The 16,180-nt window shown below is 58.6% G+C and carries 18 protein-coding genes; 7 read left to right on the forward strand and 11 right to left on the reverse strand.

The genetic code is table 11. From position 1 onward, the window contains the following. Window position 1 precedes the first annotated feature (1 nt). Window positions 2–1,060 carry a nicotinate-nucleotide--dimethylbenzimidazole phosphoribosyltransferase gene (gene cobT, locus AAGD24_RS01200; protein WP_305936274.1) on the reverse strand — a complete coding sequence of 353 codons (1,059 nt, stop codon included), beginning with the start codon at window positions 1,058–1,060 and terminating at the stop codon, window positions 2–4. Between the two features lie 152 nt (window positions 1,061–1,212). On the opposite strand from cobT, the gene cbiB reads away from it, so the two are divergent. Next, window positions 1,213–2,154, forward strand: coding sequence for an adenosylcobinamide-phosphate synthase CbiB (gene cbiB, locus AAGD24_RS01205; protein WP_305936575.1), 942 nt, complete (start codon window positions 1,213–1,215; stop codon window positions 2,152–2,154). Between the two features lie 5 nt (window positions 2,155–2,159). Here cbiB and AAGD24_RS01210 read toward each other — a convergent pair whose 3' ends face one another. The 4 genes from AAGD24_RS01210 to cobS all read right to left on the reverse strand — a co-directional run bounded on the left by AAGD24_RS01210 (window position 2,160) and on the right by cobS (window position 6,424). Next, window positions 2,160–3,473 carry an MFS transporter gene (locus AAGD24_RS01210; protein WP_305936273.1) on the reverse strand — a complete coding sequence of 438 codons (1,314 nt, stop codon included), beginning with the start codon at window positions 3,471–3,473 and terminating at the stop codon, window positions 2,160–2,162. Between the two features lie 84 nt (window positions 3,474–3,557). Beyond that, window positions 3,558–4,079, reverse strand: a complete 522-nt coding sequence (locus AAGD24_RS01215; protein WP_305936272.1) for a methylated-DNA--[protein]-cysteine S-methyltransferase — start codon at window positions 4,077–4,079, stop codon at window positions 3,558–3,560. After that, window positions 4,076–5,590: a DNA-3-methyladenine glycosylase 2 family protein gene (locus tag AAGD24_RS01220; protein WP_305936271.1), complete on the reverse strand. Its 1,515-nt coding sequence runs from the start codon at window positions 5,588–5,590 to the stop codon at window positions 4,076–4,078. The genes AAGD24_RS01215 and AAGD24_RS01220 overlap by 4 nt, the downstream gene beginning before the upstream one ends. Window positions 5,591–5,653: 63 nt before the next feature. After that, on the reverse strand, window positions 5,654–6,424 hold the full coding sequence (gene cobS, locus AAGD24_RS01225; protein ID WP_085681888.1) for an adenosylcobinamide-GDP ribazoletransferase: 771 nt from the start codon (window positions 6,422–6,424) through the stop codon (window positions 5,654–5,656). 437 nt (window positions 6,425–6,861) lie between these two features. Between cobS and AAGD24_RS01230 the strand changes: the two genes are divergently transcribed. Beyond that, window positions 6,862–7,182, forward strand: coding sequence for a hypothetical protein (locus AAGD24_RS01230; protein ID WP_379866269.1), 321 nt, complete (start codon window positions 6,862–6,864; stop codon window positions 7,180–7,182). 113 nt (window positions 7,183–7,295) lie between these two features. Beyond that, window positions 7,296–7,652, forward strand: coding sequence for a hypothetical protein (locus tag AAGD24_RS01235; protein WP_379866271.1), 357 nt, complete (start codon window positions 7,296–7,298; stop codon window positions 7,650–7,652). A 374-nt stretch (window positions 7,653–8,026) separates the two neighbouring features. Here AAGD24_RS01235 and AAGD24_RS01240 read toward each other — a convergent pair whose 3' ends face one another. Further along, window positions 8,027–9,052, reverse strand: a complete 1,026-nt coding sequence (locus AAGD24_RS01240) for an IS110 family transposase (protein WP_379866272.1) — start codon at window positions 9,050–9,052, stop codon at window positions 8,027–8,029. 99 nt (window positions 9,053–9,151) lie between these two features. On the opposite strand from AAGD24_RS01240, the gene AAGD24_RS01245 reads away from it, so the two are divergent. Next, window positions 9,152–9,373 (forward strand): DUF3565 domain-containing protein, encoded by a 222-nt coding sequence (locus AAGD24_RS01245; RefSeq protein WP_199480267.1) that lies wholly within the window; start codon window positions 9,152–9,154, stop codon window positions 9,371–9,373. Between the two features lie 100 nt (window positions 9,374–9,473). Next, on the forward strand, window positions 9,474–10,058 hold the full coding sequence (locus AAGD24_RS01250) for a class I SAM-dependent DNA methyltransferase (protein ID WP_379866274.1): 585 nt from the start codon (window positions 9,474–9,476) through the stop codon (window positions 10,056–10,058). 191 nt (window positions 10,059–10,249) lie between these two features. Here the strand turns inward: AAGD24_RS01250 and AAGD24_RS01255 are convergent, their stop codons facing one another. Beyond that, window positions 10,250–10,474, reverse strand: coding sequence for a DUF2798 domain-containing protein (locus AAGD24_RS01255; RefSeq protein ID WP_227664787.1), 225 nt, complete (start codon window positions 10,472–10,474; stop codon window positions 10,250–10,252). 36 nt (window positions 10,475–10,510) lie between these two features. Next, a complete protein-coding gene (locus AAGD24_RS01260; protein ID WP_199480269.1) occupies window positions 10,511–11,002 on the reverse strand; it encodes a DUF2938 domain-containing protein in 492 nt (163 codons plus the stop codon). 78 nt (window positions 11,003–11,080) lie between these two features. On the opposite strand from AAGD24_RS01260, the gene AAGD24_RS01265 reads away from it, so the two are divergent. Continuing rightward, a complete protein-coding gene (locus AAGD24_RS01265; protein ID WP_075195515.1) occupies window positions 11,081–11,509 on the forward strand; it encodes a helix-turn-helix domain-containing protein in 429 nt (142 codons plus the stop codon). Between the two features lie 130 nt (window positions 11,510–11,639). Beyond that, a complete protein-coding gene (locus tag AAGD24_RS01270) occupies window positions 11,640–13,022 on the forward strand; it encodes an MATE family efflux transporter (RefSeq protein ID WP_199447657.1) in 1,383 nt (460 codons plus the stop codon). 40 nt (window positions 13,023–13,062) lie between these two features. Here AAGD24_RS01270 and AAGD24_RS01275 read toward each other — a convergent pair whose 3' ends face one another. The 3 genes from AAGD24_RS01275 to AAGD24_RS01285 form a co-directional block, all read right to left on the reverse strand. Beyond that, window positions 13,063–13,599 carry a response regulator transcription factor gene (locus AAGD24_RS01275; protein WP_075195513.1) on the reverse strand — a complete coding sequence of 179 codons (537 nt, stop codon included), beginning with the start codon at window positions 13,597–13,599 and terminating at the stop codon, window positions 13,063–13,065. Continuing rightward, complete coding sequence (locus AAGD24_RS01280) at window positions 13,596–14,864, reverse strand: sensor histidine kinase (protein WP_075195512.1); 1,269 nt, start codon at window positions 14,862–14,864, stop codon at window positions 13,596–13,598. Before AAGD24_RS01280 ends, AAGD24_RS01275 begins: the two co-directional genes overlap by 4 nt. 70 nt (window positions 14,865–14,934) lie before the next feature. Then, complete coding sequence (locus AAGD24_RS01285) at window positions 14,935–16,014, reverse strand: GGDEF domain-containing protein (protein ID WP_036202215.1); 1,080 nt, start codon at window positions 16,012–16,014, stop codon at window positions 14,935–14,937. Window positions 16,015–16,180: the final 166 nt, after the last annotated feature.

The following is a 16,180-nucleotide window of genomic DNA, read 5'->3' on the forward strand; positions in this document are numbered from 1 at the left end:
TTCAGCCCTCGTCCTTGTCGGTCACGCCGGCGTCAGCGAAGCTGGCCATCTGGTTGTGCAGGGCACAGGCACTGCGAAGCAGCGGAACCGCCACCGCAGCGCCGCTGCCTTCACCCAGGCGCATGCCCAGATCCAGCAACGGCCTGGCATTCATGGCGTCGAGCACGGCCTGGTGCCCCGGTTCCGCCGAACGATGGGCGAACACAAGCCAGTGCCGCAGTTGTGGTTGTTGGCGAACAGCTACTAAGGCGGCAACGGAAACAATGAATCCGTCCACCAGTACGGGAATGCCGCGCGCCGCGCTGCCCAGAATGGCGCCTGCCAGCGCAGCAATCTCGAACCCGCCGAGGGAGGCCAGCACCGCCAGAGGATCACGGTTGTTGCCATGCCCGGCCAGCGCCCGGGCGATGACCTCACACTTTCGAGACACGCCGGCTGCGTCCAGCCCCGTGCCCGGCCCAGCCAGGTTTTCCGGGCTTTGTTCCAGCAACGCGCAGGCCACGGCGGTGGCACTGGTGGTATTGCCGATGCCCATATCGCCGCCCACAAACAGTCGGCACCCGTCATCCGCGGCGCGGGCGGCGGCCCTGTCACCACTGGCCAGCGCCTGTTCAAACTGGCCCGGCGTCATCGCGTCGGTTGTGGTCAGATTGGCGGTGCCCGCTGCGATCTGCTCATCACGTACATCGGTCAACGGCGGAACGTCGCCGACGGTTCCGAGATTTACCACTTCCAGCGAGGCTCCCAGTTCCCGAGCCAACACGCTGATAGCCGCACCCCCGCTGGCAAAGTTCGCAATCATCTGGGCGGTGACTTCCTGGGGGTACGCGGATACGCCCTCCGCACAGACGCCGTGATCCGCCGCGAAAACAGCGATGCGGACAGGGTCGACCTGCGGATGTTGCGTGCGCTGAAGGCCCGCCAGTGTAATCGCTACGTCTTCCAGCTGCCCCAGAGACCCCCGGGGCTTGGTGAGCACGTGTTGGCGTTGCCGTGCCCGCTCGCAAAAATGGGTGTCGGAGGGTGGCAACGGCTGTGTCCAGCAGGAAGGCAGCGGCATGGTTGGATCCTGAGGTGGCAAAGTGTCGGGAGCCGAAGATGGTCTACCCGGCCTGAAAAAGTGTCAAGGATAGCAGCCACTCGGTTAGACTTCCTTTCGATCACGACAACCCACCGCCCGCTCGAAGAGACATTGCTGATTTGAACGCCTTCATTCTTGCCGTGACAGCTTGTTGTATCGCCGTCGTATTGGACCGCTGGCTGGGTGAGCCGCGACGGTGGCACCCGCTCGTTGGCTTTGGGCATGTCGCCGCCTTCCTGGAACAGAGAATGAATCGTCTACCTGAGCGAATGGCAGGATCGATGGTTCTCGGGTTCCTGGCCCTGTTCATCGCGGTGATACCCGTACTGGCGGCAGCCGAGTGGTTGCGCTGGTGGTTGGGGAACTGGGAATACATGCTGGTTCAGGCTGTGGTGTTGTATTTCGCCTTGTCCATTCGTGGCCTGACGGAGCATGGCCGTGCCGTGTCTGACGCGTTGCATGGGGGCGATCTTGAGAATGCCCGGGAGCAGGTTGGCCGTATCGTCAGTCGTGATGCAGCGGCGCTTGATGACAATGGCATTGCGATAGCCGCGACCGAGTCCATGTTGGAAAACGGCGCCGATGCCGTGTTCGCCAGCCTGTTCTGGTTTCTCGTAGCCGGCGTTCCAGGCGTATTGCTTCACCGGCTGGTGAACACCCTGGACGCCATGTGGGGGTATCGAACTGATCGCTACCAGTATTTTGGCCGCGCTGCGGCGAGGCTGGACGACGTATTGAACTGGGTACCCGCTCGCCTCACGGCGCTGACCTACAGCCTGCTTGGCGATGTCCGTGGCGGCTTTCGTTGCTGGCGGGCACAGGCGCCGGCCTGGGACAGCCCGAACGCCGGCCCGGTCATGGCGGCAGGGGCCGGGGCTTTGAGTGTTGTACTCGGTGGCCCTGCGCCCTACGCCTCAGGCATCAAGCAACGGCCCGTGCTTGGTGAGGGTGAACCGGCATCGGCCGAGACCATTGATGCGGCTATCCAACTTGTACATCGCGGCGTGTGGTTGTGGCTCGGACTGTTGGCCGCGGTCGCCATTATCGGATGGATAGCCAGCGCCGCGCCCTGAAGGTGTTAGCCGGTTGCTTCCGATTCCCGTGTTTCGCTGGCCGGTATGGTCAACATCAGCAGGAAGCCAATCACCAGGAACACCAGAATGGTGCTCATTCCCCAGCGCTGGCTGTCAGTGACGGCCGTGACCCAACCCACCAACAGCGGGCCAGCAAACGCGGTGGCTTTGCCAGAGAACGCGAACAGGCCGAACATCTGCGTTTGCAGGTGCGGCGGGGCGATGCGGGCCAGGTGGGAACGGCTGGCGGACTGCAACGGCCCCACGAAGATGCCCAGGATCATGCCCCATACCCAGAACGCGGTGGCGCCGTCCACCACCAGAATGGCCAGGGCGCTGCAGCCCAGCCCGATCAGTGACAGCAGGATGGTATTGCGCCCGCCGAGGGCGTCATCCACCCAGGCGAATCCCAGTGCACCCAGGCCTGCGGTGACGTTCAGGGCGATAGCGAATTGCAGCACTTCCGTAGAGCCCAAATTGAAGGTACCCGCCGCGTACACCCCGCCGAAGGTAAAGATAGTGGCCAGGCCATCGGTGTAGAGCATGCGGGCGATCAGGAAGCGCACGATGTCCTTGTACTGGCGAACCTGGGCGATGGACTCCTTCAGTTGCCGGAACCCGGCGCGGGTGGCGGCGGCAATTCCCAGGCCGGTGGATGGGCGGTCCGGAACAAAGATAAAGGCCGGCAGGGCAAATACCAGATACCATACCGCTACCAGCACAAACGTGGCACGCACGTGCTCGGCGCTGTCCCGATTGAGGTCGAACAGGTTGGCATCGGCTTCGATAAAGCCATACAGCGCCACGATAAGGCTCAGCACGCCGCCGGTGTAACCCAGCCCCCAGGCCCAGCCTGACCAGCGCCCGGTTCGCGCCGGGCTTGCGAGATCCGGCAGCATGGAGTTGTAGAAAATGAACGCAAACTCGGCGCCGAGTGTACCCAGGCCGACCCACAGTGCTGCGTTCCAGAACTGATTCTGCTCCGGCGTGACCGTCCACAACATGGCGCAGGAGACCACGCAAAGCAGGGTGAAGCTGATAAACCAGGGTTTACGACGGCCGGACTGGTCTGCAATGGCCCCCAATATCGGTGCCAGGATTGCGATGAACACACCGGCAATGCCAACGATGTTGCCCCAGGCTTCCGTGCCTTTTACCTCGTCCTGCACCACTGACACGCTGAAGTACTGAGCGAAGACAAAGGTCAGAATGATGGTGAAAAAGGCGCTGTTGGCCCAGTCGTAGAGCGCCCAGGACCAGAGCGCGCGTTTGTCTTCCGGCTTGCCCTGTGTGGGGGCGACAGGCGATTGCGATGACATGTGGGGCTGGGCTCCTGATCCTTGCAAGGTAAATCCGTGCAGTGATTGTCGCCATTATCGCCACAAATGCACAGCCCCGTGGGGTTAAACCCTCTTCAGGTTCCGTGATTCGTGGTCCAGCAACCACGCCTTGCGTTCCAGGCCGCCCGCGTAGCCCGTCAACGTACCATTGGCTCCGATCACCCGGTGGCAGGGGATCAGAATGGCAATGGGGTTGAGGGCATTGGCACGAGCCACGGCACGCACCGCCTTCGGGTTGCCCAGGGTGTTTGCCAGCGCGCTGTACGAGCGGTGCTCACCCGCTGGAATCCCGGTCAGCCCCTGCCAGACCTGTTGTTGAAACTCAGTGCCGGTCAAGCGGATGTCCTTCCACGGCAGGGGCTTGATCACCCCCGAGAAGTAGGCGTTCAGCCACTCGATAATGGTCCCGGGGGCGCTGTTCGGTTGCTCGCGCCACTCCGGCTGCCGGAACCGGCGGTTTTGCAGCGAGTGCATGCGCTCTTCGTTGTCGTCGAAGTCCAGGTGCACCAGTTGGTCATCCACCGTGGCCAGGCTCAGGGGGCCAACGGGACTGGGAAAGCGGCTAACATGAATCTGAGTTGTCATGATGGTGTCTCCTGCCGGGGTGGATGGGTGTTCAGTGATGTCCACAGGTACTGCGCTGCGTAAGCCCGCCATGGCCGCCAGCGTTCGGCGTGGCGCGTCAGGGCTTTGGCGTCTTGCGGGCCGCCCAGATGGGCCGAAGCCTTGAGTATGCCCAGATCGCTGGCGGGAAACGCGTCTGGATCCCCCAGGCCGCGCAGGGCCAGGTAGTGGAGTGTCCAGGGGCCGATGCCCCGCATGGGGGCCAACTGCGCCAGCAGGGTGTTGCCATCCTGCTCGGCAAAACCGGGTTCGGCAAACCGGGCGGTGATTCGTGCCAGGGTGTCTGCACGGCTGCCGGGCATACCCAGTTTGTTCAACGGCTGGCCGACGAGTGCTGCCGGTTCCGGGAATCTATGGGTAATACCCGTGCCCCCGGCAAGATCGTCGGGAAGGGGCCGCCCATAACGAGCCACCAGCCGCCCGGCCAGGGTTCGCGCCGCGGAGAGGGACACCTGCTGCCCCAGAATGGCCCGAACCGCAAACTCGAACCGTTCCCAGCTGCCCGGAACGCGCAGGCCGGGATGCCGTGCGACCAGTGGTTCCAATAGCGGGTCCTGCGCCAGGTGTTCGCTGATGCCGGGCAGGTCCGCATCCAGATCAAGCAAACGGCGTATCCGCGCACTCACCTCCAGAATGGACTGCCGTGCCGGCCCACGAAGGATAACCTGCACCCCCGGGGGATTGTCGCTTGGGCGGCAGATGACCAGCCCCGGTTGCCCAGCAATGCAGAGCGATCGCGCGTAGTGGTGCGCGCCAACCGCTTCCAGGCCCGGAATGGCCCGTGCCCGAAAGAAGGTCAGTAACTGCTCACTGTCGAACGGTGGCCGGGCCCGCAGGAACAGAACCAGGTCGTCGTGTGCCGGCAGAAAAAGATCGTCTGCACCGTTCTGTGTGGCTTTGAGCGGTGGCTTGAGACCTCTGCGGAATGCCGTCGGTGCATTGCCGTAGGCTTCTTTCAGGGTGTGATTGAAGCGGCGCAGGCTGCTGAAACCGGCAATCTCCGCGATCTCGGTCATGCTGAGGTTGCTGTCGACAATCAACTGCCGGGCCCGCAGTAAACGCCGGGCCTGGGCGTGCTGTTGTGGGGTGGCTCCGGTGTGGCGTTTGTAGAGCTGTCGCAGGTAGCGGTCGGTAATGCCCAGCCGTTCGGCCAGGTCCGCCACGGAGCCGTTATCCAGAGCACCTTCGTCCACCAGCCGCACTGCCCGGGCCACGGTGGTGTGAACCCCGGCAGCAGCCGGGCTACCAGGTGCCGCTTCTGGCCGGCACCGCAGACAGGGTCGAAAGCCGTTGGCCATGGCCGTTTCTGCAGACGGGTAAAAACGCACGTTCCCCCGCTTGGGCGTCACCGCCGGGCAAATGGGGCGGCAGAAAATCCCGGTGGTCAACACAGCGGTGTAGAAGCGACCGTCGAATCGGGCGTCACGGGTTTTCAGTGCCTGGTAGCAAAGGTCATCGTTTAATGTGTCCATGATGGAAAGTGTACCAGCGAAATCCGGAAAAACTCGCCGGATTCGGAACTGACCGTTGAACCTTTACATCGCAAGCCCAAGCAGCAGGACCAGTTCCGCAAACACCACGCTGGCCCCGAGGGTATCGCCGGTATAGCCACCCAGTTGCCGGCGTAGATACCCGCCCCAGACAATGGCCGTACCCAGCGTAGCGATAACGAGCCACAGCAGTGCCCTGGTCTCAAACGGGATGAGGGCCAGAGAGACAATCGCGGTGAACACGGTGGCAATCGCCAGTCGTGAACGCGAGAAATCTTCGGCCACCGGCTTGCTCTTGCTCTTGTCCGGGTCGGTCACATACGGCAGGAAGCCCATGATCATCAGTGGCGCGAGACGCGACACCATCGGGGCCAGGATCAGCGCCAGCCACACCGGTTGAGCTTCAGCCAGCAGCGCAAGTTTCAGCACCAACGCGACCACCAGCGCCACCGTACCGTAGGTGCCGATGCGGCTGTCCTTCATGATCCGCAACCTGGCTTCTAGGGTATACCCGCCGCCCAACGCGTCGACACTGTCGGCCAATCCATCCTCGTGGAACGCGCCGGTAATCCACAGGTGAAAACCCAGAATAAGAATGAGACTGACCAGCGGGCTCCAAAGCTGCACCACAGCCATGTACAGCCCCGCATAAATGACGCCGAGCACCAGCCCAACCAGAGGGAAATAGACACTGCACTGATTCATCAGGCGGGGGGAATAGTCGATACGCACCAGCATGGGGATGCGTGTCAGGAAACCGATGGCCAGCCAGAAGGCTTGCCATTCCCTGGAAACGAGAGGTTTCAGTTGGCTCAATGCGTTGCCCTGCTTTTGGAGGTGGTATAAGTCTGCGGCCAGTTTAGCATTATCGTCGGGCGAGCTTGCTGTACACCGATGTTTTAGCGTTTCCGCGAGCCCCTGAATGTCGAAAAGGCCAAACCTACAACCGATATTGCACGCTGGAGTTATACGAACCGGTTCGCAAAACTCCAGGTTAGGAGCGGGAACCCCTTGTAAGTATCTGATACTGTTGGAACCTGACTATAGTGTTGTGGAGTTATACGCCCATGTTTGGGGGGAACTTAGAGGCGAACAAGGGCGTATAACTCCGTCGGTAGCCGTGGAGATTTCTGGTTAGTTTTTGATTTTAAAGTGATTTATTAAATCGGGCAGCGCGGCTGAAATTGGAGCTATACGAATGGGTGATATACGAGCGGGTTCGTATAATACGCTGTTACATGTAGAGAAATTTTATGCCTGCTGAAGACCCTCAACAATTTGAACTCAATACCTTGCGGTCAATTTTGACGGCAATCGATCAGCCTATAGCGACTAATAATGGCTTGTGGTGCGGTGTATTCGGTGGACTCGGGATTCTCCTCTTGATCATCGTTTATGGCGCTACTGAGTACAAATTTTTATCGGGGATCTGGTTATTCTTTATGTGTTTCATGAGCGGCCTTTGTATTGGTGGTGCAGCGATAATCAATAGGCTAAGTAACCAAAACAAGATTGCTATCCAGTACCTAGATCGCCAAGCTATTGCCAAACGTATTGACGAGCTCAAAATGTAACAAGTCGCTTAAGTTTGTTCCGGCCTTCGGCCTCCACCGGACGCCCCTGTCGGGGCGCCGCTTAGCTCAGCGTTAGAAGTTTGAAGCCCTAAACGGGGAAAGCAGATCGATTCATGATTGGGGTCAAAGTGATGGCGTCGAGGTGTTATAAAGGGGTTTTGATTTTACTGGCTCTCATGGCCATGACGGCATGTTCAACTGATCCTCGGGAAGCAATTGTAGGAGAGTGGCGAGAAATTGATGGTACTGAAGAGGTTGAATTCCTGAGTGAAGGTACCGTGATTTTCAGTGACCAAGGGCTCACCTTTTCAGGTGATTATGAGTTCATTGAAAAAGATCGCATCAAATTACGTCTGGGCGGAATTGCTTGGTTGGCGGGGGCAATCGTTGCTGAGGTATCTATATCTGGGAATGTGCTGACGTTGACTGCAAATAACGAAAAACCAGAAAAATACCGTCGAGTCCGTTAAGAGGGTCAGGCATCTTCTAACCAATAGTTGCAGTTCGTTCCGGGCCTGGAGGCCCTCCACCGGACAGCCTTGTCGCCGCTTCGCTATGCCAAGGCTGCTGCTGAACAATGGCTACATGGACTCCCCCTGCGGTCAAGCAACGCCATTTGAATCCGAAGCGGTTTTAGACTGCAGCTCTACATTCGGCCTCTTTGTGGGCACTGTTGCCCGGGCCAGGATGATGATGCGTGTGAGTGATAACCTCATTCGTTAGTCGGCTTTTCCAGCCGTATTATTCATCAGGTTCAATCACTCTCGGTCTGACCGTTCCGTCATCGCTTGCCGTTGCAAGACTCGGCTGGCAGGCGTGTTCTGCCTGTCGTTGTTGCCCGTTATCAGCCTTCTACAGGCTGTGTTTTAAACTCGGTTTGGTTCATTAACAGCGCCCAGATAATCCGGGCATTCTTGGCGGCCAATGCGACCGCTGCCCGTTTGTATCCGCGTCGTTCCACCAGATCCCTGGCCCAGCCACTGAGCCGATCGTTCCTGTCGGGTAGTTTCGCGATCACCGCTCGGGTGCCGTGGATCAGCAGCATTCGCAAGTATTTGTCCCCACGTTTGGTGATGCGCCCAAGTCGAACTTTGCCACCGGTCGAGTATTGTCGGGGCACCAGGCCCAACCAGGCAGCAAAGTGTCGCCCGCTTTTGAACTGCCTGGGATCGGGCGCACTGGCTAACAGAGCGGTGGCGGTTTGTGGTCCGATACCCGGTATGGCCATCAGACGCCGCGCCTGCTCATCGCGTCGGGCCATGGCTTCGATCTCCCGGTCATAAGCCAGGATTTCTTCATCAAGCTGGAGAATGCGCTGATTGATGTTGTTCAGTAAGCGGCGCGTGAGCATCGGCAAGCCGTTTTCGGCATCCTCCAGGATTTCTGGAACCCGTCGTCTTGCGGCATAACGCCCTTGAGGGATGATCAGTCCGAACTCAGCTAGGAGTCCGCGAACCTGGTTGATCTGCGCAGTGCGTTCCTTGGTCAGCCCACGACGAATGCGATGCAGGCACAGCACGGCTTGCTGGTCTTCGGTTTTGATGGGCACGAAGCGCATATTGGGGCGGCCAACCGCTTCGCAGATGGCTTCGGCATCGTTGTCGTCGTTCTTGCTGCTCTTGCGATAGGGAGCGACGAAGCGGGGAGCAATGATTCGGACATCGTGGCCGAGTTTGGTCATTTCACGAGCCCAGTAGTGGGCACCAGAGCAGGCTTCCATGCCAATCAGGCACGGCGGCAGTTGTGCGATATAGGGCAAAAGCTTGGGCCGATTCAATCGTTTGCGAACCACGACCTTGCCGTGTTGGTCGGTGCCATGAATACTGAACACAGTTTTCGCCAGATCAATGCCAATGGTTGTAACATTCATGATGACTCCTCCTGCTTCGGGTTGAAGATGTCGACACCTTCAATGTGGCACATTGATGCCGAGGGAGCAGGGGGAGTCCATATCATTCGTTAGGTGACCATGAACCAACCAATCACGGGATTCCACAAAGATGAGTTCGACGATTGGGTTGCGGAACTGTCATGCGGGCATTTTCAGCATGTGAGGCACAATCCGCCCTGGCAGAATCGACCTTGGGTGGAAACGTTAGATACGCGGAATGAAATGCTCGGACATCTTCTTAACTGTAAGAAGTGCGAGGAAGGCGCTCCGCCAGATGAGAAAGTTCAAATTAGGCCGTAGCGAGTCATGTCCGCCTAACAAAGGCTGATAGAGGGACGCCCAAGCAGCCGTTTTGCGGCTGGCGCTAGGAAAGATTAGATAAACGAAGGAACCTTCTAGAATGAGTGGAAGTTGGGATGAATACGCAGCTGAGTGGGACAGCAATGAAGCCGTCATTGATTATGCCGATAACGCCTACCTTGCCTTGCAAAATACTGTGCAGCTAGAGGGGCTTCGCATTTTTGATTTTGGTTGCGGCACGGGCTTGCTTACCGAAAGGTTGTCGAACGCAGCGAGCTCAGTGGTGGGTCTCGACGCTTCGCAAAAAATGATTTCAGTACTCGAAAATAAGTGCCTGAAGAATGTTGCAACAATCGCATCAGAGCTAGATCAAGATCTGATCAAAAATAATAATCTTTTGTCACCGAAGTTTGATCTTGTGGTGGCTTCCTCAGCGCTGGCCTTTGTGCCCGATTACGTAAAAACGCTCAGGCTTTTGAAACAACTACTTAACAAAGGTGGTTGCTTGGTTCAGTGGGATTGGCTCAAAGAAGAGGGCGATGAAGGGTATGGATTCACAGAGCAACAGATTAAATCGGCACTGACGGAAGCGGGGTTTGCTGAGTGTTCGACATCGGTTCCCTTTTCTCTGCAAAGTGAAGGTAGCGCTTTGGATGTACTCATGGGTGTCGCCAAAAATGGCTAACCAGCGCAGGCACAGCGACGCCCTTTTCATTGCGACTTCGGCTCCATTCCAAGGGCGCGCATGCTGTTTTTAGTGGTTTTTCTTCCGATCTATGGAGCGCTGATCGCATCAGCATTTACACGCTTTAGGGAACTAGGGTAGTCATTACAACTAACCGGTCGCCCTACAGCGAGTGATCATCACCTCCGAATCTAACCGGTCAGTCGCCCAACGATCCGCCGCACCCACGGCGCCACAATCGCGACTGTCGGGAAGGCGATTGGCCAGGTTGTCAGGCAGCTTTTGAGCCACTGTGCAGCGAAACCGGAATGGAGCCCCTGCGAGGTCGCAAGAACAAAGGCGGATACGATACAGACCATGATGGCCGAGAGCATGGCGCTGAATAAGATTGAGGAAAATCGTGCTGGAATATGCATTCTGTTCTCCTGGATATCGTTTGCTGACTGAGATGTTCACAGTGACTGAGTGATTTGGGTGGCCCAGCCGGATACGAATAAGCCGAGACCAAACACTGTGTGCGTTATCAGGCTCTGCAGTCGCGCTGCCGTTGGGTCTTTTGTTCGGGAGGCGGCAAATCCTGCGCCCATGCCCGGTTGCATCAGCAAGAACGGTGCAGCCACGGTTCCGATGCCAACGACGAGTGCAGGACCAATCGTTGGGTTATCAATCCAAGACTCACCCCAGATGCCAATGAGTAAGGCAGCGAAGGCCGTGCCAATCAGATAGTGGGCTACCCACCCTATGAAGTGTTCCGCACGCTTGGGAGACGATGCTGCAATAGAGTCGTGGCGAAATTGCCCGTGAGCCATATGGGCAATCCAGCGTCCTACCATCCCGTAGTTTGGGGGCGGAATGCCTAGCAGTGTCTTGCGTACGATCCCCCACAAGTCCGTTACAGCCGTCGCTCCGATGCCGATGAATACGATAAAAAGTAGTTGGTTCATAACTCGTCCTTTATTCCTCTTGATTTCGCGTTGTTGAGATCGTACAACTTCAAGTCAACTTGAGGTCAAGGAGTGTTTATGGATATCGCTGAAGTCGCTAAACGGTCTGGCGTGCCGGCGTCCACGTTGCGCTTCTATGAAGAGAAAGGGCTAATCAGCTCCATTGGCCGACAAGGGTTGCGCCGGGTTTTCAACGACAGCATATTGGAGCGGCTGGCGTTGATAGCGCTGGGACGTGCGGTGGGGTTTTCACTTGATGAAATCGCCCGCATGATTGGGTCGAAGGGAAATCCGAACATCGACAGGGAACTGCTGGTGAGTAAGGCCGACGAACTGGATCGGACCATTCACGAATTGGTAGCGATGCGCGATGGTCTTAGGCATGCCGCGATTTGTTCTGCGCCCAGTCATATGGAGTGCCCCAAGTTTCGCCGCCTGCTGGGATTGGCGCAAAGTGGGGCGATTCGTAGTAAAAACACGGGAAAACTGCCGCAAAAGCGGCGGTGAGGAATCCTGGGTGTTGTTTTCAGCAACCGATAGCCCAGGAGCAACCTACGCCCCCCAAAAGGCGTTCGGGGAGGACTGCAAGCCAGCCCCGGCTTGTTAGTATCTGGCAATACCCTTTCCGGAACGGCCTATGGTCCCCAGTTCAGGCCCCGTGCGCCAGCGGTTGATGACCCTGGCCTGGCCCATCATTATCCAGTTCTATCTGTTTCAGCTCACCGGCGTGGTGGACAACCTGATGGTGGGTCAGTTCGGTGAGCAGACCATCGCAGCGCTGGGAATCTGCCTGCAGCTGAACTTCCTGGTGGTGCTTTGCTACGCGGCCTTGACCGAGGGTGGCGCCGTGATTACCGCCCAGTTGCGCGGCGCCCGGAAGCACGCCGAGATCCGTGAGACCCTGGCAACCCTGCTGACCGCCGGCCTGTTTACGGGCATGGCCATTGGGGCTCTGTATATTGTCTTTGGCGAGTCGCTTCTGGCTTTGCTGACTACGGACCTGTTCCGTGCTCCGGCGGAGCGCTCCGGGCTGCCGGGCATTGGCTATGGCTATCTGTGGATCATCGGGCTGGGGTTGCCTGCTCTGGTGATTGCCCATGTGGCCATGTATGTGCTCCAGTCCCTCGGCAACACCCGCACCCCCATGCGACTGGCCCTGTATGGCAATGTGCTTAACGCCCTGGGTAACTACCTGTTGCTGTTTGGCGGTGCCATTCAGGGCGTAACCGAGCCCCTGTTCCCACCTCTTGGGCTTCCCGGTGTTGCAATCGCCACTGTGCTGGCGTGGTTGTTTCAGGCGGTGTTCATGCTACGCGCCGTTCTCCGCCATCCGGCGGTCAATGCTCGGGTAAGGGACGTCTCCGGGCTGGCGTGGCAACGGCTCAGGCGAATCCTGTACCTGGGGTATCCGCTGTCCGTGGATGGTTTTCTGTGGCAAGGGTCGGCGTTTATTTACACCATGATGTTTAACCGGGTGGGTGCGGAAGCCTACGCGGCCTTTTTGGTGGCGTCGATTATTCGTGGGTTTTCGCTGGCTCCGGGTGTCGGATTACAGCAAGCCGCCAGCATTGCCCTGGGGGAATCGCTGGGTGGCCGGCATCCGCAGCGGGCACGAGCGTACACCGCCATGGGTATCCGCATGGTGTTGCTGGTGCTGCCGTTGCTGACGTTGATCGTGGCATTGCTTACCCCCTTGTTCCTGCAGTTCTACGAAATCAGCGATTTAACCCGGGAGCGGGTGATCTGGATGGTGGCCCTCAGCGTTCTTTACAGCGGTGCCACGGCGTTAACCATGATTATTCCGGGCATTCTGAGGGCCGGTGGCGATACCCGCGCACCGATGGTGATCACCCTGATTGGCTTTGCCGGTGTCGGGGTGCCCGTGGCCTGGTACTTCGGGCTCTATCTCGGGTTTGGCCTTTGGGGTGTGTTTGCCGGCTTTGTTGCGGATGAAGTGGTGAAAGCCGTTATCATGGTGATCTACCTGCGGCGTGAAACCTGGTTACGGCGCCTGGCCTGACGCCGTTTAACCCGCACCCAACGGCTGCGTGTTCATAGCATCACTGATTCCGCCAGCGGGAATGCTTCTGAAGCTTCCGTTGCAGGGTTCGCCGGTGCATGTTCAGCGCCCGGGCCGTTGAGGACACATTGCCGTCGTGCTCGTTCAGCACCCGTTGAATGTGTTCCCACTCCATTTCCTCCACCGTTGGGGGTTCTTCACGGGTTGCCGGTGGGCCGTCCAGTGGGCTGAAACCGGCCGTCAGTTGGCTCAGTGTGACCGGTTTGCACAGGTAGTTGACGGCACCCCGGCGCATGGCTTCCACGGCGGTGGCGATGCTGCCGTACCCCGTCAGTACCAGCACCTCCAGTTCGGGTTGAAGGGCCAGCAGCTCTGGCAGTAATTGCAGGCCGCTTTCGCCGGCCAGGTTGAGATCCAGCACGCAGCGATGAAAGGTCTGTGATTCCAGTGCTGCTATGGCCTCCAGACGGTTGAGGGCACACGTGGCCTCGATGTTCTGGCGCTTCAGGGAACGCTGTAGCACCTGCACGAAGGCTTCGTCATCGTCGATCAGCAACCAGGTCGGCTGGCCGTTCATTCCGCCTCCTTGTCGCCCTGGGTATGGGCTTGCGCTTGTGGCAGGTCGATGATCATGGTGGTGCCCGTGCGGTCGGCCCTGGCTTTGAGGGTGCCGCCGTGGCGCTGGATGGTGGCGTTGGAGAGGAACAACCCTACGCCCAGGCCATGTTCGGAGTCTACAACGCCATCGCCGGCGGTGTTCTGCAGTGAGAGTTCCAGACCCTTGCCATGATCCTCAACCACGATTGCGACCCGTCCCTCTTCGCTGTCCCCCGCGCTGACCGCGACCCACGATGGGCTGGCCGTCAGGGCGTTGGCCAGAAGGTTCAGTATGGCCTGGTCCAGGGTGGCATCCACGGCGACGGGCTGGTCAGGGAATGGCGCCTGCCAGTGGATGGGCGACGCCGGCCACAACAGCGTGGCTGACTCCCGCAGCCGCATCATCCAGAAGTGCAGCGGAAGGACTTCCTGCTGCGCGGCCTTGGCCTGCATGGCGGCGGTGGACAGTTGGTGCAGGTGGTTGCTGCAAAGGCCCAGTTGCTTCTCCATCAACCCAAGGTCGTCTGCAAGCGAAGGGTCGGTGTGCACGGATTTCATTTCATCCACCAGCAGGGCCATGGTGTTCAGCGGCGTACCCAGCCGATGCGCCACCGCCGCGGCGGACAGGCCCAGGGCAATCACCTGTTCATCCCTGAGTCGGTTCTCCCGGAATTCGGCCAGTTGTCCCTGTTTCTGTCGCAACCGACGGGCCAGTGAGCCAACCACCAGCAACAGCATGGTGGCGGTGATGGCAAAGGTGGCCCACATGCCCATCAGGTGCAGTTGGGTCAGGTTGGCGTTGTGATGTTCGTGGGTCAGCGGCGTGTGCCACAGCACCATGGCGGTGTAGAAGCCAAAACCGATGATCGTCAGAGCAATGCTTTCGCGCAAGGGGACCAGGATGATGGCAACGGCAATGGGAAGCAGCAGCAGCGAGACAAGCGGATTGGTATAGCCTCCTGTGAGGAATAGCCAGGCGCTGATCAGGAAAAGATCCAGGGCGAGCCCGAGGCTGACCGTAACCGTCAAACGGGGAGGCCGGCGGGTAAACCAGAGCCAGCCAAGGGTTGCCAGTACGGTGTAGAGCAGGCATATCAACAGGGCTTCTGGCCGATGGGCCAGGGTGACCATGGTGTCGGCGATGGCAACGGCGACCAACTGAATGACCACGATGGCCAGACGCATGGTGAGAAGGTAGCGCGCCGCCTGTTGAAAACCGGTTTGTGAGTGAGTCAGCCATTCCATGGCATGCATTCTAGCGGGTTTTCGACGGTGCTACTGCGGGAATGTCTTCAGTCGGATGCGGCATTCTGTCTCATGCGCGGTGGGTGTCTGACTCCAGCGGTTCCAGAAGGCTGGCGGTTGTCTCCGCCGGGATGATCAGATTGCGGCCCCGGTCCTTTGCTTCGTACAGACGTTTGTCGGCTTCTCTTACCAACTGGCGCAGGGTCTCGCCGTCTGGCCCGAACTCCGCGACGCCACCACTGAGAGTCAGACGGATAACGTCGTTGTTGACGGTCAATGGGGTAGAGGCGACCGCAATACGGATTTTTTCAGCCACCTCCAGGCCTTGCTGGCCATTGGTATTGGTCAGCAGTATGCCAAACTCTTCCCCTCCCAGGCGTGCCGCCAGATCGGTTGCACGCAGGCATTCCCGGAAAATACGGGCAACGTGTTGCAGGGCCAGATCGCCGGTGTCGTGGCCATAGCGGTCGTTGACCTCTTTGAAATGATCGAGGTCGAGCGCGAGCAGGGTCATCGGCGTGTTATAGCGTCGGCTGCGCTGTTGCTCCCGTTTGAAGATGTCACTGAGCCTGGCCCGGTTGGCAAGGCCAGTGAGGGTGTCGGTCTGGGCAATCTTGAGCAGTTGGCGCTGTGACTGTTCCCGGGTCACTTCGTAGACGTGGGAGAACACCAGGATGCACAGGGAGATGACGGCAATGTTGGCAACTGGCAGCGCTTGCATCATGGCCGGCTCATCGTGATACCTGAGCAGGAAAATAATGCCGGCGACGCTCATGTAGAACACGGATATAGCCAGGCCAAGTCGACGCCCCATCAGCAGGTGAGAGACGATCGGAATCAGGAGCACCCAGGCGTGTACGGTGGCCGAGGCTCTGGGGATGGTCATGGCGAACATCATGGCGGTGAAAAACGGGATGGCGTAAGCAATGATCCAGCGCTCAAGATGCTGTGTGTTGCGTACCGCCCTGTAAACGAGAATGGCGTATGCACCCATTGCGAGTTCGACGATGGCTAACGGATAACTGCCTGTGAGCAGGTTGAGCATGGCAAACAGGGCGCCCCCGAGCATGGTGAGAACCAGCAACGCCTTTAATACCGCCTTGCGATAGGGGCGAGCCAGGGCTTTCAGGGGTTCTTTGTAGCTATCCATGAGGCGAGATCTTTGGTGGCCCGGTAACTCAATGTATCCAGGCGGTAAAAATATGTAGGTAATGTAAGCACAAGTAAAGAGGGGCGAATTAGATCAGATTTTCAACAAAAAAGTGAGGGGAGTTAAGACTAAAGTCGTAGCATTTCTGCCTCTAAATCCAGATTCA

The sequence above is a fragment of the Marinobacter sp. M5B genome, from assembly GCF_042604615.1.
GTDB classification, from domain to species: Bacteria; Pseudomonadota; Gammaproteobacteria; order Pseudomonadales; family Oleiphilaceae; genus Marinobacter; species Marinobacter salarius.

Excerpts from the sequence above, each read along its gene's own strand:
- cobT (WP_305936274.1), bottom strand. The coding sequence starts at position 1,060 with ATGCCGCTGCCTTCCTGCTGGACACAGCCGTTGCCACCCTCCGACACC.
- AAGD24_RS01210 (WP_305936273.1), bottom strand. The coding sequence starts at position 3,473 with ATGTCATCGCAATCGCCTGTCGCCCCCACACAGGGCAAGCCGGAAGAC.
- AAGD24_RS01215 (WP_305936272.1), bottom strand. The coding sequence starts at position 4,079 with ATGACAACTCAGATTCATGTTAGCCGCTTTCCCAGTCCCGTTGGCCCC.
- AAGD24_RS01220 (WP_305936271.1), bottom strand. The coding sequence starts at position 5,590 with ATGGACACATTAAACGATGACCTTTGCTACCAGGCACTGAAAACCCGT.
- AAGD24_RS01230 (WP_379866269.1), top strand. The coding sequence starts at position 6,862 with ATGCCTGCTGAAGACCCTCAACAATTTGAACTCAATACCTTGCGGTCA.
- AAGD24_RS01235 (WP_379866271.1), top strand. The coding sequence starts at position 7,296 with ATGATTGGGGTCAAAGTGATGGCGTCGAGGTGTTATAAAGGGGTTTTG.
- AAGD24_RS01240 (WP_379866272.1), bottom strand. The coding sequence starts at position 9,052 with ATGAATGTTACAACCATTGGCATTGATCTGGCGAAAACTGTGTTCAGT.
- AAGD24_RS01245 (WP_199480267.1), top strand. The coding sequence starts at position 9,152 with ATGAACCAACCAATCACGGGATTCCACAAAGATGAGTTCGACGATTGG.
- AAGD24_RS01250 (WP_379866274.1), top strand. The coding sequence starts at position 9,474 with ATGAGTGGAAGTTGGGATGAATACGCAGCTGAGTGGGACAGCAATGAA.
- AAGD24_RS01255 (WP_227664787.1), bottom strand. The coding sequence starts at position 10,474 with ATGCATATTCCAGCACGATTTTCCTCAATCTTATTCAGCGCCATGCTC.
- AAGD24_RS01260 (WP_199480269.1), bottom strand. The coding sequence starts at position 11,002 with ATGAACCAACTACTTTTTATCGTATTCATCGGCATCGGAGCGACGGCT.
- AAGD24_RS01265 (WP_075195515.1), top strand. The coding sequence starts at position 11,081 with ATGGATATCGCTGAAGTCGCTAAACGGTCTGGCGTGCCGGCGTCCACG.
- AAGD24_RS01270 (WP_199447657.1), top strand. The coding sequence starts at position 11,640 with ATGGTCCCCAGTTCAGGCCCCGTGCGCCAGCGGTTGATGACCCTGGCC.
- AAGD24_RS01275 (WP_075195513.1), bottom strand. The coding sequence starts at position 13,599 with ATGAACGGCCAGCCGACCTGGTTGCTGATCGACGATGACGAAGCCTTC.
- AAGD24_RS01280 (WP_075195512.1), bottom strand. The coding sequence starts at position 14,864 with ATGGAATGGCTGACTCACTCACAAACCGGTTTTCAACAGGCGGCGCGC.
- AAGD24_RS01285 (WP_036202215.1), bottom strand. The coding sequence starts at position 16,014 with ATGGATAGCTACAAAGAACCCCTGAAAGCCCTGGCTCGCCCCTATCGC.